The 21,714-nt window shown below is 71.0% G+C and carries 17 protein-coding genes; 12 read left to right on the top strand and 5 right to left on the bottom strand.

Annotation, left to right across the window (positions count from 1 at the left end):
• Positions 1–54 precede the first annotated feature (54 nt).
• Positions 55–1,314 carry a DNA recombination protein RmuC gene (locus AC1DW8_RS03195; RefSeq protein WP_056772601.1) on the top strand — a complete coding sequence of 420 codons (1,260 nt, stop codon included), beginning with the start codon at positions 55–57 and terminating at the stop codon, positions 1,312–1,314.
• A gap of 180 nt (positions 1,315–1,494) precedes the next feature.
• Positions 1,495–3,201, top strand: a complete 1,707-nt coding sequence (locus tag AC1DW8_RS03190; RefSeq protein WP_478091771.1) for a substrate-binding domain-containing protein — start codon at positions 1,495–1,497, stop codon at positions 3,199–3,201.
• 32 nt (positions 3,202–3,233) lie between these two features.
• Here the strand turns inward: AC1DW8_RS03190 and AC1DW8_RS03185 are convergent, their stop codons facing one another.
• Positions 3,234–4,268, bottom strand: coding sequence for a 4-hydroxy-3-methylbut-2-enyl diphosphate reductase (locus AC1DW8_RS03185; RefSeq protein ID WP_056770981.1), 1,035 nt, complete (start codon positions 4,266–4,268; stop codon positions 3,234–3,236).
• Positions 4,269–4,634: 366 nt separating this feature from the next.
• Between AC1DW8_RS03185 and xseA the strand changes: the two genes are divergently transcribed.
• Positions 4,635–6,023 carry an exodeoxyribonuclease VII large subunit gene (gene xseA / locus AC1DW8_RS03180; RefSeq protein WP_478091802.1) on the top strand — a complete coding sequence of 463 codons (1,389 nt, stop codon included), beginning with the start codon at positions 4,635–4,637 and terminating at the stop codon, positions 6,021–6,023.
• A gap of 10 nt (positions 6,024–6,033) precedes the next feature.
• Positions 6,034–6,324 (top strand): exodeoxyribonuclease VII small subunit, encoded by a 291-nt coding sequence (locus AC1DW8_RS03175; protein WP_478091769.1) that lies wholly within the window; start codon positions 6,034–6,036, stop codon positions 6,322–6,324.
• Positions 6,325–6,376: 52 nt separating this feature from the next.
• Here the strand turns inward: AC1DW8_RS03175 and AC1DW8_RS03170 are convergent, their stop codons facing one another.
• Positions 6,377–7,054 carry a DUF4245 domain-containing protein gene (locus AC1DW8_RS03170; RefSeq protein ID WP_478091766.1) on the bottom strand — a complete coding sequence of 226 codons (678 nt, stop codon included), beginning with the start codon at positions 7,052–7,054 and terminating at the stop codon, positions 6,377–6,379.
• Between the two features lie 96 nt (positions 7,055–7,150).
• On the opposite strand from AC1DW8_RS03170, the gene glpX reads away from it, so the two are divergent.
• The 8 genes from glpX to AC1DW8_RS03130 all read left to right on the top strand — a co-directional run bounded on the left by glpX (position 7,151) and on the right by AC1DW8_RS03130 (position 16,966).
• On the top strand, positions 7,151–8,143 hold the full coding sequence (gene glpX, locus AC1DW8_RS03165) for a class II fructose-bisphosphatase (RefSeq protein WP_056770987.1): 993 nt from the start codon (positions 7,151–7,153) through the stop codon (positions 8,141–8,143).
• The gene (locus tag AC1DW8_RS03160; protein WP_478091761.1) at positions 8,140–9,102 is read left to right on the top strand and encodes a carbohydrate kinase family protein; all 963 of its coding nucleotides are present in this window, start codon (positions 8,140–8,142) and stop codon (positions 9,100–9,102) included. Before glpX ends, AC1DW8_RS03160 begins: the two co-directional genes overlap by 4 nt.
• A gap of 127 nt (positions 9,103–9,229) precedes the next feature.
• The gene (locus tag AC1DW8_RS03155; RefSeq protein WP_478091759.1) at positions 9,230–10,957 is read left to right on the top strand and encodes a substrate-binding and VWA domain-containing protein; all 1,728 of its coding nucleotides are present in this window, start codon (positions 9,230–9,232) and stop codon (positions 10,955–10,957) included.
• A 241-nt stretch (positions 10,958–11,198) separates the two neighbouring features.
• Entirely contained in the window at positions 11,199–12,560 is a 1,362-nt protein-coding gene (locus AC1DW8_RS03150; RefSeq protein ID WP_056770993.1) for an ABC transporter substrate-binding protein, read from the top strand.
• Positions 12,557–13,717 (top strand): carbohydrate ABC transporter permease, encoded by a 1,161-nt coding sequence (locus AC1DW8_RS03145; protein WP_327191899.1) that lies wholly within the window; start codon positions 12,557–12,559, stop codon positions 13,715–13,717. The genes AC1DW8_RS03150 and AC1DW8_RS03145 overlap by 4 nt, the downstream gene beginning before the upstream one ends.
• Entirely contained in the window at positions 13,714–14,577 is an 864-nt protein-coding gene (locus AC1DW8_RS03140) for a carbohydrate ABC transporter permease (RefSeq protein ID WP_200958933.1), read from the top strand. Before AC1DW8_RS03145 ends, AC1DW8_RS03140 begins: the two co-directional genes overlap by 4 nt.
• A gap of 146 nt (positions 14,578–14,723) precedes the next feature.
• Positions 14,724–16,436, top strand: coding sequence for a fumarate hydratase (locus tag AC1DW8_RS03135; RefSeq protein WP_056771001.1), 1,713 nt, complete (start codon positions 14,724–14,726; stop codon positions 16,434–16,436).
• Between the two features lie 14 nt (positions 16,437–16,450).
• Positions 16,451–16,966, top strand: a complete 516-nt coding sequence (locus AC1DW8_RS03130; protein ID WP_056771004.1) for a beta-class carbonic anhydrase — start codon at positions 16,451–16,453, stop codon at positions 16,964–16,966.
• 18 nt (positions 16,967–16,984) lie between these two features.
• On the opposite strand, the gene AC1DW8_RS03125 is transcribed toward AC1DW8_RS03130, so the two are convergent.
• The 3 genes from AC1DW8_RS03125 to glmM all read right to left on the bottom strand — a co-directional run bounded on the left by AC1DW8_RS03125 (position 16,985) and on the right by glmM (position 21,673).
• Positions 16,985–18,154, bottom strand: coding sequence for a low temperature requirement protein A (locus AC1DW8_RS03125; RefSeq protein WP_200961743.1), 1,170 nt, complete (start codon positions 18,152–18,154; stop codon positions 16,985–16,987).
• A gap of 39 nt (positions 18,155–18,193) precedes the next feature.
• A complete protein-coding gene (locus AC1DW8_RS03120; protein ID WP_478091753.1) occupies positions 18,194–20,245 on the bottom strand; it encodes a M3 family metallopeptidase in 2,052 nt (683 codons plus the stop codon).
• 81 nt (positions 20,246–20,326) lie between these two features.
• On the bottom strand, positions 20,327–21,673 hold the full coding sequence (gene glmM / locus AC1DW8_RS03115) for a phosphoglucosamine mutase (RefSeq protein ID WP_056771011.1): 1,347 nt from the start codon (positions 21,671–21,673) through the stop codon (positions 20,327–20,329).
• Positions 21,674–21,714: the final 41 nt, after the last annotated feature.

Raw genomic sequence — 21,714 nt, 5'->3', positions numbered from 1 at the left:
CGTGGCCGGGTGTCGCGTCCCCACGGTGTCGGCGCCGTCTGGGACGGTGCTCGCATGGACCTCACCGCTCTGCTCGTCGGCCTCGTCATCGGGGCACTCGTCGGGGGCCTGCTCGCCTGGCTCTCGGCCCGCTCCGCCCTGCTGGCCCGGTCGGCCGGCGCCGAGGCCGAGCGTGACGTGCTCCGGGAGCGCGTGGCCGACCTCGAGGCCGCCCGCGACGTCGACGACACGACCGCGAGCCTGCTCGCCCCGCTGCGCGACACCATCGGCCGGGTCGAGCGCCAGGTCGGGGCGCTCGAGCGCGACCGGTCCCTCCAGTTCGGCCAGCTGGGCGAGCGCCTCACCGAGGTGAGCCGCTCGACCGAGTCACTCCGCTCCGAGACGGCGACGCTCGCGAGCGCCCTCAACGCCTCCACCGTCCGCGGCGCCTGGGGCGAGGTCCAGCTGAGGCGCGTGCTCGAGCTGGCGGGCCTCATCGCCCGCTGCGACTTCGACGAGCAGGTGACGCGCGTCAGCCGGCACGGCGCGACGGTGCGACCCGACGCGGTCATCAACCTGCCCGGCTCCCGTCACGTCGTCGTCGACTCGAAGGCGCCGATGGCGCACTTCCTCCAGGCCCACGGCGACACCGTGTCCGAGGTCGAGCGTGCCGAGCTGCTCGCCGCCCACGCCACCTCGCTGCGGCGGCACGTCGAGGGCCTGGCCGCCAAGGCGTACTGGACGGCCTTCACCCGCTCCCCCGAGGTCGTCATCTGCTTCGTCCCCGGCGAGGCGATCCTCGCGACCGCCCTCTCCGACGACCCCGGCCTCTACGAGCACGCCCTCTCGCGCAAGGTCGTCCTCGCCTCCCCGGGCACGCTCTTCGCCGTCCTGCGCACCATCGGGGCGATCTGGCAGCAGGACGCCCTCGAGCAGAACGCCCGCGAGCTGCTCGTCATCGGCCAGGACCTCTATGCGCGTCTGACGACCCTCGGCGGGCACGTGACGACGATGGGCCAGTCCCTCTCGCGCTCCGTCGAGCAGTACAACCGGTTCGTCGGCACCCTCGAGTCGCGGGTGCTCGTCACGGCGCGACGCATGCACGAGCTGCACCTGACCACCGACGCGCCCCCGACCCTCGAGCCGCTCGAGGTCGCACCGCGTTCGCTCAGCGCGGCGGAGCTCACCGACGACCTCGGGCGCACGGCTCGGGACGACGCGTTCCTCGGCCATGCCGTCGGGCGCAGCGGGGCAGTTGGCCAGGGGGGCACAGGCGCCGCCGGCGTCGACTCCCGTCAGGGGTCCGACGACGACCCCCGCGAGCAGTCCGCCTGAGCCGGACCGTCCGGCGCGGCCGGTCGACGCGGGAGCGTGGTCGTCGGCTCGTCGGGTGGCAGCCGTGGGCGCCCCTGTGCGGCAGGCAGTTCGGGTCGCGGGCGGCGATGTCCGATTTGTCCGGGAAGTGGACACCTGCTACGGCGCCGCGGACAATACGCGCGTGGGATTGGGTAGATCGTGACCGGGGCGGGGGGCCCGGGTCCGGAGGACTCCAGCGCGCCGACCCGGCGCATCGGTCCGTACGAGCAGAGCCTGCGCGAGTCGCGCGAGCGTCTCGAGGCGGCCGAGCGCGAGCATGCCCGCCGGCGCCGTCGCACGCGCGTCATCGCGGCCGTCGCGACCCTCGCGGTGGTCGCCGGCGTCGGCTACGGCGCCTTCCGCTACGTCGGACTCCGTGAGGTCCCGACCGCCCTGCCCACCACCGCTGCCCAGCCGACGTCGTGCGCCGACCCGGTCAAGGTCCGGGTGTCCGTGGCCCCGGCCATCGCGCCCGCCGTGGCCGCCGCCGCCGACTCCCTCGCTGCACGGTCGGACGGCCCGTGCGCGGCCTACACGATCGACTCCGAGGAGCCCTTCTCGGTCGCCGGGTCGCTCGGTGGTGCGGGGCGCCCCGACGCCTGGATCACCGACTCGTCCGTCTGGGTCGGGCGTGCGAACGCTGTCTCCGGTTCCCCGGTCACGCCCGGCGAGCCCTTCGCCTCGAGCGCCGTCCTCGTGGCGATGAAGGACGAGACCGCGTCCGGCCTCGGCAGCCGCCTGCGCTGGGCCGACCTGCTCGGCGGTCCGGTGCCGATGCGCATCCCCGACCCGAACCGGTCGGCGATCGCCCGGATCGCGCTCGGCGTCGCGTCGGCGTCGCTCCCGGACGCCCGGCTGCGCACGCTCGCGGCGACGTCAGCGCCCACGGGCACCGGCGGCGTGTCTCTCGCCGGCATCGCGACGGCCGGGCGCAGCGTCGGGGCCGTCGTCTCGCAGGCGCAGCTCGTCGCGTGGAACACCGCCCACCCCGACCAGGCGCTGGCGGCCGTGGCGCCGTCCGAGGGAGCCCCGGCCCTGGAGTACTCCCTCGTGTCGCTGACGAAGGATCCGGACAAGACCGGTCCCGTCACCGCGCTGGAGCACTACCTCACATCGGCGGACACGCGGAAGGTCCTGCAGGACAGCGGATTCCGCACGGCCGATGGCGACCCCAAGGATCCATCGCCGCTGTACGGCGAGATCCACGTGGCCGGTGAGGCCGAGGGCGCCTCGCTCACGAAGGCCGCCGGCCTCTGGAATGCCGCAGCGAAGAAGACCCAGGCCCTGCTCGCCGTCGACGTCTCCGGCTCGATGCTCGAGCGCACCGACAATGGCACCCGTCTCGCGATCGTGCAGAAGTCGACGGCCCGCGCCGTGGCCGCCGTCTCCCCGACGACGATGGCGTCCCTGTGGATCTACTCGCTCCACGTCGGCAGCCGCGCCGACGACTACCGGCAGCTGACCGACTACGGCAGGCTCGGCGTCAGCAAGAGCCTCGGCGCGCTGGACGACGCCGTCGCACGGCTCGACACCTACGTCGGCGGCGGGAGCGGGCTCTACGACACCATCGCCGCCGCCTACGACCGCGCCCGGTCCGCGTGGCGGCCCGGCTACGCCAACACCCTCGTCATCGTCGCCGACGGCCCCAACGAGGACGACTACGGCCTGACCCTCGAGCTGCTCAAGAAGCGTCTCGCCGCCGCGAAGGACCCGAAGCGGCCGGTCCGGGTCGTCGTGCTCGGCATCGGCGGTCGCGCGGACGCGGCCGCGATGCGCCAGGTCGTGGCGATCACGGGTGGCCAGTACGTCTCGACCGAGACGGTCGAGGACCTCCAGCCGGCCCTGACCACGGCGCTCGGCGGCTGACGGGGCGGCGGGGACGCGAGGGCGTCATCGCGTCAGTGGAGCGAGCCGGAGTCCTCGAAGGCGGCGTCGTGGCGCACCGTGCCGGCGTCCTCGCCCTTGGCGGCCTTGAGGTCACGGCGCAGCTCGTTGGGCAGTGAGAAGAGCAACGACTCCTCGGCGGCGATGACCGCCTCGACCTCGCCGTAGCCACGCTCCGCGAGCCACGTCAGCACGTCACGCACGAGCACCTCCGGCACGCTGGCACCCGAGGTGACACCCACGGTCGAGACACCGTCGAGCCACGCCTCGTCGATCTCGTCGGCGAAGTCGACGAGATGCCCGTCCCGGGCTCCGTGCTCGATCGCGACCTCCACGAGGCGCACCGAGTTGGACGAGTTGCGCGACCCGACGACGATCATGAGGTCGGTGTCCTTGGCCATCTGCTTGACGGCAAGCTGGCGGTTCTGGGTGGCGTAGCAGATGTCGTCGGAGGGCGGGCTCTGCAGCGCCGGGAACTTCTCCTTGAGGCGAGCGACCGTCTCCATCGTCTCGTCGACCGACAGGGTGGTCTGCGAGAGCCAGACGACCTTCTCCGGGTCGCGCACGGTGACGTTGTCGACGTCGGCGGGACCGTCGACGAGCGTGATGTGCTCAGGGGCCTCGCCCGCGGTGCCCACGACCTCCTCGTGCCCCTCGTGCCCGATGAGGAGGATGTCGAAGTCGTCGTCGGCGAAGCGGACGGCCTCGCGGTGCACCTTCGTCACGAGGGGACAGGTCGCGTCGATCGTCTTGAGGCTGCGGACCCGCGCCTCCTCGTGCACGACGGGGGCCACCCCGTGGGCCGAGAAGATGACGGTGGCACCCTCGGGCACCTCGTCGGTCTCGTCGACGAAGATCGCGCCGCGCTTCTCGAGCGTGGTGACGACGTGCTTGTTGTGCACGATCTGCTTGCGCACGTAGACCGGCGGCCCGTAGAGCTCGAGGGCCTTCTCGACGGTCACGACCGCCCGGTCGACACCGGCGCAGTAGCCGCGTGGCGCCGCGAGGAGGACCTTCTTGGCGGACGTCTGGTCGGCTGGCTCGCTCATGGGCCCATCGTACGGTGGCGCACCGCTCGCCCCCGATTCGCCGCCCGGGCCGCGAGGACGCCGCAGCGGGCGAGGACCGGCCAGGCACCGCTCGACGAACGACCTCGACACGGGCCCTGAACTCGACCACGTCGTCAGGGTCCTCGCGCCAGAAGGCCCGCTTGACGGCATACGCGCCCGGGTCCGTGACGGGCCGGTGGACCTCGCCCATGGTGCCTCGTGCGACCCACTCCATCGAGCGGACCGAACCGAGCGCGTAGCGGTCGGCCACCCAGCGCGCAGTCTCGTCAGGCTCGGGGATCACCCGCGCCGACGCCAGGTGCGTCACATCGACCCGGCAACACCTTTAGGGTGACGCGGGTGAGCATGACGAGCCCGCTGCCCGACAAGGCCGCCGACACCACGGCCGAGCAGCCGTGGCCGGTGCGGGTGCTCAGCCTCAAGATCTCCGACTACGTCGACCGGATGAGCCAGCTGTGGGTCGAGGGCCAGGTCGTCCAGTTCAACCCACGCGGCGGCACGGCGTTCCTCACCCTGCGCGACCCCGACGTCGACATGTCCCTGTCGGTCTCCGTGCCGATGAACGCCGTCAACGCCATGCCGATCCCGCTCGCCCAGGGCGCCCGGGTCGTGCTCCAGGCCAGGCCGACGTTCTGGACCAAGCGCGGCACCCTCCAGCTCGAGGCACGCCAGATCCGTCCCGTCGGCATCGGCGACCTCCTCGCCCGCGTCGAGATCCTCAAGCGCACGCTGGCTGCCGAGGGCGTCTTCGACGCGGGACGCAAGCGACCGATCCCCTTCCTCCCGCACCGCGTCGGCCTCATCACCGGACGCAACTCCGCGGCCGAGAAGGACGTCGTCGAGAACGCCCGGCGCCGTTGGCCCGCCGTCCTCTTCGAGATCCGCGAGGTCGCCGTGCAGGGCACGTCGGCCGTCACCGAGGTCGTCGAGGCGCTGCGCGAGCTCGACGCGATGTCGTCCGTCGACGTCATCGTCATCGCCCGCGGTGGTGGTGCGCTCGAGGAGCTGCTCCCCTTCTCCAACGAGGCGATGGTCCGTGCGGTCGCCCAGGCCCGCACCCCCGTCATCAGCGCCATCGGTCACGACGTCGACACCCCGCTGCTCGACCTCGTCGCCGACTGGCGGGCCTCGACACCGACCGACGCCGGCAAGAAGGTCGTCCCCGATGCCGCCCACGAGCGCGCCCTCGTCGACGCGGCACGCGACCGCGTGCGCCGCGCGCTCGTGCGCCGGGTGGAGGCCGAGCGGTCCGGGCTGCGCTCCCTCGTCTCCCGTCCCGTCATGGCCGACCCGATCGCCCTGGTCCGCGCGCGTCGTCAGGAGGTCGCCGCCCTCCGGGCGCGGGCCACGACGCGCGTCGAGGCCCGACTGCACCGCGCCGCCGACCAGGCCGAGCACCTCCGTCGCCAGGTCGTGGCTCTCTCCCCCCAGTCGACCCTCGAGCGCGGGTATGCCGTCGTGCAGCACCGCGACGGCCGGATCGTCATGGACCAGGACGACGTCGGGGTCGGCGAGCTGCTCCGGGTCCGCGTCGCTCGCGGCGACTTCGGCGTACGCCCCGTGACCGCCGGCGCCGAGGACGCCCCACCGAAGGCCTCGACGCGCAGGACCGCGGCGCGGAAGACGACGAGCGCCCCTGCCCGGAAGGCGGCCTCGCCACGCACGCCCCGCGCGGGCAAGCGGCCCGCCACCCCGCCGGAGCCGACCGGCGGCGGCGACGCCGCGACGCCGTAGGGTGGCGCCCATGGCTGACGCGACGACCACCGACGGCTTCCCTGACATCGCCGGGATGCGCTACGAGGACGCCCGTGAGGAGCTCATCGCGATCGTCGCCCAGCTCGAGGCCGGGCAGGCCCCGCTCGAGGACTCGATGCACCTCTGGCGTCGCGGTGAGGCGCTCGCCGCGCACTGCGCGACGTGGCTCGACGGCGCCCAGGCCGAGATCGAGCGGACGACGCGTCCGACGTCTCCCGCAGCACCGACCGGCGAGCTGCACGCCGACGACGAGATCTTCGACGAGGACGACGAGTCCTGACCGACCGCCCCTGACCGACGGGCCTCGACCGACGGGGCTCGACGGGGTCGGGTCAGCCGGTCGTGGTCGACGGCGCGGGGGTCACGCCGGGCGCGGGCGTCACGGGCGCGAGGGCCGCGACGAACGCCTTGAGCTCGTCCTCGGGCGCGGTGCCGCTCGCCACGAGCGTCAACCCGCGAGCGCCGTCACCGCGGGCGACGTAGGCGACCTGGCCCGCGTCGTTCGCGACGAACTTCTCGAACGTGCGCCCCGAGACCGTCACGGTGCCGGCGGCGTCCCCGTCGTCGACCGAGCGGGCGACCCAGCCCTGGGTCGCGCCCGCCGCCTGCTTCAGGGCGATGTCCTTGCCGCTCGGGGTCGTCCAGACCGTCGTGAAGGTCTGGACCTTCTCGGTGCCCGGCGCATACGTCGCCACGGTCGGCACCCAGCCGTCGCCGAGGCCCTTCGGCAGCTGGACCGGCCACGACGTCTGCGCCGCGACCTGGCTCGCCTTGCCGGCCGCGTCGACGGCCGGACGCTGCACCTGGGTGATGCGGGGGACGATCGCGACGAGCGCGAGCACGAACAGCCCGATGACGAACATCGAGCGGAACATGTTGGGGAAGGTCCCGAGCGAGTAGCGGCTCGGCGGAGCGGCCGGCGTGGTGGGGCCTGCGGCCTCCGGTGACTCGGTCGCCGGAGCGGGGGTGGTCTCTGCCGGGGGTGTCGACGGCGTCGACGGGGTGTTCATGCCCCCATGGTCCCCGACTCCCGGACGCGGTCCAAACGCGGGTGTGGCCACCGATAGGCTGGCGCCGACTCGTTCTGCGCCGACGGAGGACCTTTGATGAAGCACAGCCAGCCGGATCGCAACCTCGCTCTCGAGCTGGTCCGGGTGACCGAGGCAGCAGCCATGGCCGGGGGCCGCTGGGTCGGCCGCGGCGAGAAGAACAAGGCCGACGGTGCCGCCGTCGAGGCGATGCGCGCCATGATCTCGACCGTCAGCATGCGCGGCGTCGTCGTCATCGGCGAGGGCGAGAAGGACAACGCCCCGATGCTCTTCAACGGTGAGCAGGTCGGTGACGGCACCGGCCCCGAGGTCGACGTCGCCGTCGACCCGATCGACGGCACGACGCTGACGGCCAAGGGCATGAACAACGCCGTCGCCGTCATGGCCGTCGCCAACCGGGGCGCGATGTACGACCCCTCGGCCGTGTTCTACATGGACAAGCTCGCGACCGGTCCCGAGGCGGCCGAGGTCGTCGACATCCGGCTCCCCGTCGCCGAGAACATCCGGCGCATCGCCAAGGCCAAGAAGGAGACGCCGGCCGACGTCACGGTCGTCATGCTCGACCGGCCGCGCCATGAGCACCTCGCCGAGCAGATCCGCGACACGGGCGCCCGCATCCGCTACATCGTCGACGGCGACGTCGCCGGCGCCGTCATGGCCGCCCGCCCGGGCACCGGTGTCGACCTGCTCCTCGGCATCGGCGGCACCCCCGAGGGGATCATCGCCGCCTGTGCCATCAAGTGCACCGGCGGCGTCATCCAGGGCCGGCTCTGGCCCAAGGACGACGAGGAGCGCCAGAAGGCCCTCGACGCCGGTCACGACCTCGAGCGGGTCCTGTCCACCGACGACCTCGTCGTCGGTGAGTGCTTCTTCGTCGCGACCGGCATCACCGACGGCGAGCTGCTCCGAGGCGTGCGCTACGGCGCGAAGTCGGCGCGCACCAACTCCCTCGTCATGCGCTCGCGCAGCGGCACCATCCGCACCATCGACAGCGAGCACCGCTTCGACCGCCCGGGCTGGTTCGGCAGCACCGACATGATCGAGGAGTGAGGACCGCCACGATGTCCGACCCGACGCCCCCCTCGTCGCCCGTCCGCACCCTCGTCGTCGGCGAGGCCCTCGTCGACGCGGTCACGACCGCCGGCGGCGACACGGCCGAGCACGTCGGCGGCAGCCCCGCCAACGTCGCCTTCGGCCTGGCGGCCCTCGAGCACCCCGTCGACCTCGCGACGTGGATCGCGACCGACGAGCGCGGTCGCCGCATCGAGGACGTATGCCGTGAGCGCGGCGTCGCCCTGACGGCGGGCTCGCAGGGTGCACCCTTCACCTCCGTCGCGCACGCGACGCTCGACGCCACGGGTGCCGCGACGTACGTCTTCGACCTCGAGTGGCAGGTGGCCGCGGTCCCCGGCCTCACGGCATACGGCCACGTCCACACGGGCAGCATCGCCGCCGTCCTCGAGCCCGGGGGCGGTCAGGTGCGCGAGATCCTCGCCGCGGCCCGCGAGCTGGGCGCCACCGTGTCCTACGACCCGAACGCGCGGCCGTCGCTCATGGGGCGTCCCGAGCAGGCCCGTCACACCATCGAGAGCTCGATCGCACTGTCCGACGTCGTCAAGGTCAGCGACGAGGACATCGAGTGGCTGTGCCCCGGCGAGGCCATCGACGACGTCGTCCGCGCATGGGGTGAGCTCGGACCCTCCCTCGTCGTCGTGACACGCGGGGGCGAGGGCACGGTCGTCCGCGTCACCCGCACCGGCGAGCAGCAGGCGCTCCCGGCGCCCACCGTCACCGTCGTCGACACGGTCGGGGCCGGTGACTCGTTCATGGCGGGGCTCGTGTCGGGCCTCATCGATGCCGGGCTGCTCGGCGGACCGGACGCGCGGACCCGTCTGCAGGCGGCGTCCCTCGCCGACGTCGTGCCCGCGGTGGAGCGCGCGCTGCGCACCGGAGCACTCACCGTCGAGCGCGCCGGGGCCCATGCGCCGACCCGAAACGACATGGCCTGAGGACAATTCGGGCATTCGACAAGAAGGCCAGCAGTCGGGCACCATTCTGCGCGACTCGCCGGGTAGTTTTGGCCGGTGGTTCACCCTGACGCCCCGGTGCCGGGGCGTCCTCATGTGAGGAAACCTCGTGTCCAACCCCACCCCTCCACAACGCCCCGTCGGCCCGTACGAGCAGAGTCTCATCGAGAGCCGCGCCAACCGTAAGGCCCTCGAGGCCAGGATCGCCGCGGCTCGCCGCAACCGCATCATCGCCGCCGTGCTCGGCGTCGTGCTGCTCGCCGGGGCCGGCGTCGGCGGCTTCGTCTGGTGGAAGGGCCGGGAGGTGGCTCCCGTCGCCGCCCTCACGGCGACCCCTGGCAAGTCGTGCCCCGACCGCACCCCGGTCTCCGTCTGGGTGTCGGAGGCGGCCCAGCCCGCGGTGCTCGCGCTCGCCAAGGAGTACCAGGCCGACCCGGACTCCCCGTGCGTCGACTACGTCGTCAAGGGCAAGGCACCGATCGAGGCCATGATCGGTCTGGGCCAGGGGCAGCCGGACCGGCCCGATGCCTGGATCCCCGACTCCCCGCGCTGGGTCGAGCGCGTCAACGAGGCCGCCAAGCTCAACGCCAAACCGGCGGGCGCCTTCGCCAAGAGCCCCCTCGTCATCGCGATGGACCCCGCCCAGGCCGACAAGCTCGGTGACCAGCCGAAGTGGCTCGAGCTCGTCGCGTCGGACAGCCCGATCCGGATGAGCGACCCCCGCTCGACCACGGCCGGCATGCTGACGCTCGCCTCGGCCCTGCCGGAGCTGTCCAACGAGCAGGGACGCGTCGTCATCCCCAAGCTCGCCAAGGGTGCGGCCGCCTCGGTCGACGACCTCTTCAGCGCCTACAACGCCGACCCCGCGACCGCGGCAGCCTTCCCGGTGTCCGAGGCCGACCTCATCGACCACAACCGCCTCTACCCCGACCACAAGATGGTGTCGGTCACCCCGAGCGAAGGCACTCCGGCCTTCGAGTTCTCCCTCGTCAACGTCGCGACCGACCCGGTCCGCGACCAGGCCGTGGAGCTGCTCCGTGCCTACCTCATGACGCCGACCGCCGCCAAGATCTTCGCGCAGTACGGCATCCGCTCGACGGCCGTCCCCGTCACCATGCCGACGCCGGCGGGCAGCGTGGGCGACGTCAAGATCGGGCCGAGCCCCGACGCACAGACCGTCACCGCCGCCACCAACGTCTGGCAGTCGGCGACGACCGACTTCTCGATCCTGTCCGTCTTCGACGTCTCCGGCTCGATGAACGACAAGGTCGGCGACACGACCCGCGTCGCCATCACGCAGGAGGCGGCCGGCATCGCCCTGGCGGCCCTGCCCAAGACGACGAAGCTCGGGCTCTGGATCTTCTCCATCGACAAGGGGGGCAAGGGCCAGGACTGGCGCGAGCTCGCGCCCATCGCTCGCCTCGACGACGACTCCCACCGGGCCGTCGTCGCGACGGCCGCGAGCACCCTCGCCAAGAACGTCGGCGGCGGTACCGGGCTCTACGACACGATCTGGGCCGCCTACCAGAAGGTCAAGCAGCAGTACGACCCCAACCGGGTCAACGCCGTCGTCATCCTCACGGACGGCCGCAACGAGGACCCGAAGGGCATCTCGCTCGAGCAGCTCAAGGCCAACCTGCGCGCTGCGAGCGACCCGACCAAGCCGATCGCCATCACGACCATCGGCATCGGGCCCGACGTCGACCCCAAGGCGCTGTCGCAGATCTCGAAGATGACCTACTCCGACTTCTACGCGGCGCCGTCCCCGGCCGACATGACCACCGTCCTCGCCCGGGCGCTCTTCGACCACGAGTGCAAGAACGGCCGCTGCGTCTGACCCAACGGGCCAGACGACGCCGTCGCCACACCTTTCACAGCAGAAACACGCACGACCCCCGGCCCGCCGGGGGTCGTGCGTGTTTTCCGGCCGTCCAGAGACGGCGTGTCGCGGGTAGGTCACGGGCAGGTCACCCCACTAGACCCGCCTGCGGTGACGCGGTAGGAATGAGGTGTTCCACGTGACCATGGTCACGTTGATCGGTGGGGATCGACGCACAACTCAACGACGAGGAGCGACCATGAGCGGTATCCCAAGACGTGCACTGAGGGCTGGCGGGGTGGTCGCAGCCGCTGCACTCGTGCTGACCGGCTGCCTCCAGAACCCCAACGCCTCCGGCGGCTCCGGCGGGGCAGGAGGAGCCGGTGGCGGGTTCGCTGACGGCGGATCGGCCGACGGCGACAAGGTCGTGACGATCCTCGGCGCCTTCGGCGGTGACGAGGAGAAGAACTTCAACGCCTCGCTCGCGGAGTTCGAGAAGGCCAGCGGCATCGACATCAAGTACACCTCCGACCAGGACTTCACGACGACGATCAAGCAGAAGGTCAGCTCGGGCGACTCCCCCGACATCGGTCTCTTCCCGCAGCCCGGCGGCATGATCGAGATGGCAGCCCAGGGCAAGGTGCAGCCGATCGACACCTACCTCGACTATGACAAGCTCCAGGGCACGCTGCTCCCCGGCTTCCTCGACGCGGGTCGCTACAAGGGCCGCGTCTACGGCGCCCCGATGCGCAACGCCGTCAAGAGCATCGTGTGGTACCCGAAGGCTGCCTACGAGAAGGGCGGCTACAACCAGTCGCCCGACACCATCCAGCAGCTCCGGACGGACGTCGCCGACAAGATTGCCGCCACCGGCATCACGCCCTGGTGCATCGGCTGGGAGTCCGACCAGGCCACCGGCTGGGTCGGGACCGACTGGGTCGAGGAGCTCATGCTCCGCATGTACGGACCCACCGTCTACGACGACTGGACCTCGCACCGGATGCCGTTCAACGACCCGAAGGTCGTCAAGGCCCTCGACGAGGCGGCCAAGTTCAACAAGGACCCGAACATGGTCCTCGGCGGCACGAAGGGCGTGCTCAACACCGCGTTCGGCGACGCCATGACCCCGGCCTTCGCAAACCCGCCGAAGTGCATGCTCCACCGCCAGGGCAACTTCGCCACGACGTTCTACCCGAAGAACGTCCAGGCGGACCTCGACAACCAGGTCGGCATCTACGTCTTCCCGAAGTTCGCCGGCGGCTACGACGGCCAGGCGATTCTCGGCGGCGGTGACCTCGCAGCCCTCTTCAACGGCAACGACCCTGACGCCCAGAAGGTCATGGCGTTCCTCACCTCCGACAAGTTCGGCGGCCCGTGGGCCAAGGCCGGCGGGTGGCTCTCGCCCCACAAGACCTTCGACCTCAGCAACTACCCCAACGAGACGACGAAAAAGATCGCGCTCATCGCCAACAAGGCGAGCGTGCTCCGCTTCGACGGCTCCGACCTCATGCCCAAGTCCATCGGCTCGGACGTCTTCTGGAAGGAAATGGTCAAGTGGGAGAACGGTCAGTCCTCTCAGCAGACGGCTGACAACATCGAAGCGGCTTGGCCCAAGTCATGACCGCCGACACCAGCGCGGCAGCGCCGCGACAGCGAATGCGCACCGGGGACGACCCTGACGCCCACCTGCGGACCAACCCGGCCAAGCTCGTGCTCGGCCTCGTGGGGATGATCGCGATGGTCTGGGGCCTGGCCAACCTCTTCCTCGCCTTCGCCTACTACCCGCAGTGGTTCGGGAACAACAAGTTCATCATCGGCGTGCTCGCCATCATCGGCGGCGTCGGCGGTGCCGCCCTACTGTTCTTCTTCCTCAACATGTTCGTCGAGTCGCTGCCGCGGCGGCTGTCGGAGGGCGCGATCCCCTACGCCTTCCTGCTGCCGGGGCTGCTCCTCGTCGCGCTCATGCTCATCTACCCGACGTTCCAGACGATCAACTACTCGTTCGCCAACTCCGACAGCACGGCCTACGTCGGGTTGCAGAACTACAAGACGATCTTCGCCGACCCCGAGTTCTGGAGCTCGATCGGCAACAACGTCCTGTGGCTGCTCATCGTGCCCGCGATCGTCGTCGCCTTCGGCGTCATCGTCGCGGTCCTCGCCGACAAGCTCTCCGCGACCGGTGAGAAGACGGCCAAGAGCCTCGTCTTCCTGCCGATGGCGATCTCCTTCGTCGGCGCGTCCGCGATCTGGGGCCTCGTCTACGCCTACAACAACCCGGGGCAGACCCAGACCGGACTGCTCAACGCGATCTGGGTCGGTCTCGGCGGCGACCCGCAGACGTGGCTCGCGATCTCGACCGCCAAGCTCAACTCGATCCTGCTCATGGTGATCCTCATCTGGCTGCAGGTCGGGTTTGCCATGGTGCTGCTCTCCTCGGCCATCAAGGGTGTCCCCGAGGACACCATCGAGGCGGCGCGCATCGACGGGGCCGGTGAGGTGCAGATCTTCTGGCGCGTCGTCATCCCGCAGATCCGCGGCACGATCATCACGGTCTTCGTCACGGTCTTCATCACCGTCCTCAAGGTCTTCGACATCGTCTACGTCACGACGAACGGCGCCTATGGCACCAACGTCATCGCGAACCTCTTCTTCAACAAGCTGTTCGCAGCGAGCGAGGCCGGACAGGCGACGGCCATCGTCGTCGTTCTGCTCATCGCGGTGACACCGCTCATCTGGTACCAGATCAAGCACTTCCGCGACGAGGAGGCCAACCGATGAGCCGCTCACTGATGAAGGACGGGCGGCCTCGTAGCCCGTTCTCGATGGTCACGATGGGCGTCCTCGCGCTGCTCTGGACGATCCCGACCATCGGCCTGCTCGTCACCTCGTTCCGCACCCGCGACGACGCCGCGGGCTCGGGCTGGTGGACGGCGCTCTTCAACCCGTTCAGCGCCGACTGGACGACGAGCAACTACTCGGGCGCCTGGACCGGGGCCGACCTCAGCTCGGGCTTCATCAACAGCATCGTCGTCGCCATCCCGGCGACGGTCATCCCGATCATGTTCGCGGCGTTCGCCGCCTACGCGTTCACCTTCATGGACTTCCGGTTCAAGGAGTTCTTCTTCCTGCTCATCATCGCCGTCATGGTGGTCCCCATCCAGGTGGCCTTCCAGCCGATGCTCAACCTCCTCGGGCCGCGCGGCCTCGGCATCAGCGGGGAGTACATCTCGGTGTGGCTGCTGCACACGGGCTTCGGCATGCCGCTGTGCATCTACACCCTGCGCAACTACATGAGCACGCTCCCGCGCAGCGTCGTCGAGTCGGCCAAGATCGACGGGTGCAGCCACTTCCAGACCTTCTGGAGGCTCGTCGCGCCGATGTCGATCCCGGCCATCGCGGCGTTCGCGACGCTGCAGTTCCTCTGGGTGTGGAACGACCTGCTCATCGCCAAGCTGTTCCTCAAGAGCGAGAACACGACCGTCATCGTCAAGCTCCAGCAGCTCCTCGGCACCCAGGGCCAGGGCCAGGAGCTCCTGACGGCTGGCGCGTTCATCTCGATCGTCGTCCCGATGATCGTGTTCTTCACCCTGCAGCGGTTCATGGTCCGCGGCATGACCTCCGGCGCCGTCAAGGGCTGAGGCACCCGCCTCGGCGCTCGCGCACCGACCTGCTCGCCAGTCCCCTCCCGGCCGTCACTAGGCTGGGAGGGGACTGTCGTATGCCGTGGGGCTCGGCGGCATACGCCCGACCAGCTCGAGCCCACCTGTATCGCAAGGAGCGTTTCGTGGCCGACTTCGCCTACGAGGACCTGCTGCCCATCGGCGCCGACGAGACGCCCTACCGGCTGCTGACGACCGAGGGCGTGCGCGCCGTCGACGGGCCGGGGGGGCGCACGTTCCTCGAGGTCGACCCGGAGGCGCTGCGGCTGCTGACCGAGACGGCGATGCACGACATCGCCCACTACCTGCGCCCGGCGCACCTGCAGCAGCTGCGCAACATCCTCGAGGACGACGAGGCCAGCAACAACGACAAGTTCGTCGCGCTCGACCTGCTCAAGAACGCCAACATCGCGGCCGGTGGCGTGCTGCCGATGTGCCAGGACACCGGCACCGCGATCGTCATGGGCAAGCGGGGCCAGCACGTGCTGACGCCGGGCACCGACGAGCAGGCGATCAGCGAGGGCGTCTACGACGCGTACACCCGCCTCAACCTGCGCTACTCGCAGATGGCCCCCCTCACGACGTGGGAGGAGAAGAACACCGGCTCCAACCTGCCGGCGCAGGTCGAGCTCTACGCCGACACGCTGCCCGGCCACGAGGCGCAGTACAAGTTCCTCTTCATGGCCAAGGGCGGCGGCTCGGCCAACAAGAGCTACCTCTACCAGGAGACGAAGGCGATCCTCAACGAGGACGCCATGATGCGCTTCCTCGACGAGAAGCTCCGCTCCCTCGGCACGGCGGCCTGCCCGCCCTATCACCTCGCCATCGTCATCGGCGGCACGAGCGCCGAGTTCGCCCTGAAGACAGCCAAGTACGCGTCGGCGAAGTACCTCGACACGCTGCCCACCTCAGGGTCGCTGACGGCCCACGGCTTCCGCGACACCGAGCTCGAGGAGAAGGTGCTCGAGCTGACCCGCCAGTTCGGCATCGGAGCCCAGTTCGGCGGCAAGTACTTCTGCCACGACGTGCGCGTGGTCCGCCTCCCCCGACACGGCGCGAGCCTCCCGGTGGCCATCGCCGTCTCGTGCTCGGCCGACCGGCAGGTGCTCGGCAAGATCACCGCCGAGGGCGTCTTCATCGAGCAGCTCGAGACCGACCCGGCACGCTTCCTTCCCGACGCCGGCGCCGTCGACCTCGGCGAGCACGAGGACGACGCGATGGGTGTCAGCTCGATCAGCAAGAACGTCGTCGTCAAGGTCGACCTGACGCAGCCGATGGACGACATCCTCGCCGAGCTCGCCCGGCACCCGGTCAAGACCCGGCTCTCGCTCACCGGGCCGCTCGTCGTCGCGCGCGACATCGCGCACGCGAAGATCAAGGAGCGGCTCGACGCGGGCGAGGAGATGCCGCAGTACCTCAAGGACCACCCCGTCTACTACGCCGGCCCCGCCAAGACGCCAGAAGGTATGCCGTCCGGCTCGTTCGGGCCCACCACCGCCGGGCGGATGGACTCCTACGTCGACCAGTTCCAGGCCGCCGGCGGGTCCAAGGTGATGCTCGCCAAGGGCAACCGGAGCAAGCAGGTCACCGAGGCGTGCGATGCACACGGCGGCTTCTACCTCGGCTCGATCGGCGGCCCGGCGGCCCGGCTGGCCCAGGACTGCATCAAGCACGTCGAGGTGCTCGAGTACGAAGAGCTCGGCATGGAGGCGGTGTGGAAGATCGACGTCGAGGACTTCCCCGCCTTCATCGTCGTCGACGACAAGGGCAACGACTTCTTCGCCGAGGTGAGCAAGCCGATGGCCTTCACCATCTCGAAGCGACCCGGACTCCAATGACCGAAAGGACAGATATGAGCGAGAACGCCTCTGCGGGAGCGGGATTCGACGACCTTCTCGCCGCCAACCGCGCCTATGCCGACCGTTTCGAGATGGCCGGCTTCGACGGCATCGCCCAGGCCGGCGTCGCGATCGTCACGTGCATGGACTCCCGCATCGATCCCCTCGGCCTCGTCGGCCTCAAGCCGGGCGACGCCAAGATCTTCCGCAACCCGGGCGGGCGCGTGGCCTCCGAGGCCCTCGAGGCGCTCGTCCTCGCCACCCACCTGCTCAATGTGGACCGCATCCTCGTCGTGCCCCACACCCGGTGCGCCATGGCGTCGAACAGCGAGGCCGAGCTGCGCGAACGTGTCGGTGCGAGCGCCGGCAAGGACGCGTCGTGGATGACGTTCCACGCCATCGCCGACCAGGAGCGCGCCCTGCGCGAGGACCTCGCCAGGGTGCGCACTCACCCGCTCATCGCCGAGGGCGTCGAGGTCGCCGGCTTCATCTACGACGTCGACTCCGGACTGCTCCGGCCCGTCGCCTGACCCGCTCCCGGTCGTGGGTCAGGTGACCGCGCGCGTGGTCCAGACGTGGTGCGCGACGGCGGCGGCCAGCACGAGCCCCGTCGTCAGCACCGTCAAGCCCACCGGCGGGCCGATGGCGGCGACGCCCAGCAGGACGAGCCCGACGACGACGCCCACCCGGGTCTCGACGACGGGCGCTCCCGCCATCGCGTGCATGGCCGTCAGGCACCACACGTAGACGGCCACCGCACCGGCGAGCGCCACCCCCACGACACGGTCCGTCGTGTGCGCCTCGCCCTGGACGAGGTCGACGGCGGCCGCGAGCGCCGCCCCGGTCGCCGCCACCGAGACGAAGACGAGGTAGTGGCCGTAGCCGGTGACGAACGTGCTCCGGATGCCGCCCTCGAAGAGACCCGCGTGCTCGCGCTTGAAGTAGAGCCACCACATGGAGAAGACGATGAGCAGCCCGCCGACGACGATGGCGAGCAGCCCGGCCTCCGCGCCCTGCTCCAGCGCCCCCTGGACCGCCTGCACCGAGGCGAGGATGACCTCGCCGAGCACGATGATCGTCAGCAGGGCGTAGCGCTCGGCGATGTGGTGCGGGTGGAACGGCGTGATGCCGTGCCGCTCGGCCACGATGGGCACGAGCAGCTCGAGGACGACGAGGGCGAAGAACGACACGAGCAGCGCCGTCTGCCCGTTCAGGAGCAGCCGGGCGATCCACAGCACCTGCACGATCGCGATGCCCGACGCATACGTCAGCGCGGTGCGCCGCCCCTCGGGGTGGCCGGCCGCCGCGCGGAGCCACATGGCCACCATCGCGAAGCGCATCACGGCGTAGCCGCCGACGACGAGTCCCGACTGCTCCGTGCTGAAGAGCTCGGGGATGCCCGCGGCGAGCATGAGCGAGCCGGCCATGATGGCGAAGGTCAGCAGGCGGTACGTCACGTCGTCGCAGTCGTACGACGAGGCGAACCACGTGTAGTTCATCCACGCCCACCAGATGGCGAAGAAGACCATGACGAAGTTGACGAGGTCGCCGAGATGTCCTTCTGCGAGGCCGTGGTGCCACTGCGCGGCGGCACTCGCGATCGCGACGACGAAGACGAGGTCGAAGAGCAGCTCGAGCGGGGTCGCGACGCGATGCGGCTCGTGGGGGTCACGGGGCTGCATGCGCCGCGACAGGGGCACGACGTTGACGTGGCTCACGGGCCGAGTCTGCCAGCAGCGCGCCGGCCGGTGCCCCCGTCAGCCGAGACCGCGCCGCTCGATGAGGTGCCGGATGTCGGCGTCGGCGCCCCGGAACTCGCGGTAGGACTCGAGCGGGTCGGCCGCGCCCCCGATCCCGACGACGTGCCGGCGGTAGTGGTCGCCGTTGGCGCGGGTCAGGCCGCCGTTCTCGCGGAACCATGCGACGGTGTCGGCGTCGAGCACCTCGCTCCAGATGTAGGCGTAGTACTGCGCGTCGTAGGCGTACGAGAAGGTGTGCGCGAAGTACGTCGACCGGTAGCGCGGCGGCACGAGCGGGTTCGCGAGCCCGACCGCGGCCAGGGCGGACGCCTCGAAGGCCTCGACGTCCGTGACGCGCGAGGCCTCCTCGACGTCGATGGCATGCCACGCCTGGTCGAGCAGCGCTGCAGCGAGGTACTCGCCCGTCGCGAAGCCCTCTCCGAACGTCTGCGCGGCGACGAGCCGGTCGACGAGCTCCTGCGGCAGCGGCTCCCCCGTCTCGTGGTGGACGGCATAGCTCCCGAGCACCTCGGGCCAGAGCATCCACATCTCGTTGACCTGGCTCGGGTACTCGACGAAGTCGCGGAAGACGCGGGTCCCGGCGAAGTGCGGGTAGGTGACCCGGGCGAGCAGGCCGTGGATCGCGTGCCCGAACTCGTGGAAGAACGTGCGGGTCTCGTCGTAGGTGAGCAGCGTCGGCTCACCCGGACCGGGATTGGGGACGTTGAGGTTGTTGCACACGACGGCGCTCGTCCGGCCCAGCAGGGTGTTCTGGTGGACGAGGCTGTTCATCCACGCCCCACCCTTCTTCGTGTCGCGGGTGTGGAGGTCGAGCAGGTAGAGCCCGAAGGGCGTCCCGTCGGCGTCGTGCACCTCGAAGACGCGGACGTCGGGGTGGTAGCCCTCGAGGTCGTCCCGTTCGTGGAAGGTCAGGCCGTAGAGCAGCCCGGCCGCGTGGAAGATCCCGTCGTGGAGCACCCGCTCGGCCTCGAAGTAGGGCCGCATCGCCGCGAGGTCGACGGCATACCTCGACGCACGGACCTTCTCGGCCCAGAAGGCCCAGTCGTGCGCCTCGACCGGATGGCCCGCCTCGTCCTCGAGCAGCGCCCGCTCGGCCTCGATGTTGCGGGCCGCGGCCGGGGCGAGGCGCCCCAGCAGGTCCATGACGCGCTCGGGGGTGCGCGCCGTGGAGTCGGCGAGCGCCGCGGCGGCATGCGTGTCGTAGCCCAGGAGCCGGGCCCGCTCGGCCCGGAGCCGGACGGTCTCGAGGACGAGGGCCTTGGTGTCGTTGGCGTTGTCGCGGTTGCCGCGGGAGCCCTGCGCCTCGTGGAGCCGGCCGCGCAGGTCCCGGTCGGTGAGCGAGGCGAGGTGCGGGTGCCCGGTCGGCAGGACGAGCGTGAGCAGCCAGGCCCCCTCGTGCCCGTGCTCGGCCGCAGCCGCCGCGGCGGCCGAGATCTCGCCGGCGGTCAGCCCGTCGAGCGCCGCCACGTCGTCGACGAGGACGGCGAGGTCGTTGGAGTCGGCCAGCAGGCGCTTCTCGAACTGGGTGCCGAGGCTCGCGAGCCGCCCGTTGAGCTCACGCAGGCGGTCCTTCGCGCTCTCGTCGAGCCCGGCCCCGGCGACGGTCATCTCGGTGAGGTGCCGCTCGACGAGCCGTCGCGACTCCGGGTCGAGGGCGGCCATCGCCACCTCGTCGTCGTGGACGGCCCGGATCCGGGCGTAGAGGCGCGGGTCGAGCCGGACCGCGTCGGCGTGCGCGGTGAGACGCGGCGCATACTCCTCCTCGATCGCCTGCACGGCGTCGGTGGCGAGGGAGCTCGACGTCCCGAAGAAGGCCAGGCTCGTCCGGCTCAGCGTCTGCCCCGAGCGCTCCAGCGCGACGAGGGTGTTCTCGAAGGTCGCGGGCGCCGGGTCGGCCGCGATCGCCTCGACCTCGGCGAGGTGCTCGGCCATGCCGCGGTCGAACGCCTCGCGGTAGTGCCCGTCACGGATCAGGGCGAAGGGCGGCAGCCCGTGGGGCAGCGGGCTCGGGGCGAGCAGCGGGTTGGCGGCCGGGGTCTCGTCGGGCATGGCCTGAACCCTACGCAGCAGCGGCTCCGCCCTCGACCCGGTTTCGACCGGAAACCCGAGGGCGTATGCCGTCCGGCGGGCTCAGAGCGACAGCTCGGCCCTGACGACCCCGACGAGGCGGTCGGCGAGCGTGCGGGCCTGGTCGCCGTCGGCGGCCTCGACCATGACGCGGACGACCGGCTCGGTGCCGGACTTGCGTAGCAGGACCCGACCGCTCTCCCCCAGCTCTCCCTCGGCCGCACGCACGGCGTCGGCGACGGCCGTGTTGGCCTCGAGGGCCGACTTGTCGACGTCCTTGACGTTGACGAGCACCTGCGGGAAGTGGGTCATGATGCCGGCGAGGTCGGCGAGCGTCCGGCCGGTCGCAGCGACCCGTGAGGCGAGCATGAGCCCGGTGAGGGTGCCGTCGCCTGTCGTGCCGTGGTCGAGCATGACGACGTGGCCGGACTGCTCGCCGCCGAGCGCGTAGCCGCCGGACTTCATCCCCTCGAGGACGTAGCGGTCGCCGACAGCGGTCTGCAGCACCTTGATGCCGGCGCCGCCGAGAGCCTGGATCATGCCGAGGTTGGACATGACGGTCGCGACGAGCGTGTCGCCGCGCAGCACGCCCTGCTCCTTCATGGCGAGCGCGAGGATCGCCATGATCTGGTCGCCGTCCACCTCGTGGCCGGCGGCGTCGACGGCGAGGCAGCGGTCGGCGTCGCCGTCGAGGGCGATGCCGAAGTCGGCGCCGACCGAGACGACGGTCTCCTTGAGGTGCTCGAGGTGCGTGGAGCCGTAGCCGTCGTTGATGTTGAGCCCGTCGGGTTCGCCGCCGATGACGGTCACCTGCGCGCCGGCCTCGCGGAAGGCGCGCGGGGCGACCTCCGACGCAGCCCCGTGCGCGGCGTCGACGACGACGTGCAGGCCCTCGAGCCGGTGCGGCAGCACCGAGAGCAGGTGCGCGACGTAGCGGTCCGCGCCGTCGAGCAGGGGCGTGATGCGGCCGACGTCACCGCCCGTGGGACGCTGCCACTCGTCGCGCAGCCGGGCCTCGATGCGGTCCTCGAGGTCGTCGGCGAGCTTGTGCCCGCCCCGGGCGAAGAACTTGATGCCGTTGTCGGGCATCGGGTTGTGCGACGCCGAGAGCATGGCACCGAGGTCGGCGTCCTGCTCGCCCACGAGGTAGGCGATCGCCGGTGTGGGCAGCACGCCCGCGTCGCGCACGTCGATGCCCGCCGAGGCGAGGCCGGCCACCGTGGCGGCCGCGAGGAACTCGCCGGACGCCCGGGGGTCGCGGCCGACGACGGCGACGGGGCGGTGACCGTTGAAGGCGCCCACCTCGCCGAGGACGTGCGCCGCGGCGACGGAGAGGTCGAGCGCGAGCTCGGCGGTGATGTCCTTGTTCGCCACACCACGGACGCCGTCCGTGCCGAAGAGTCGAGCCACGCTTGTGTGCCTTCCCGATGGGTCCGACCCACTGGGCCGGC

The organism is Terrabacter sp. P2_E3 (genome assembly GCF_056403915.1).
Note: the sequence above shows the minus strand (reverse complement) of the source record. Positions and strands in the feature narration are given on the sequence as shown.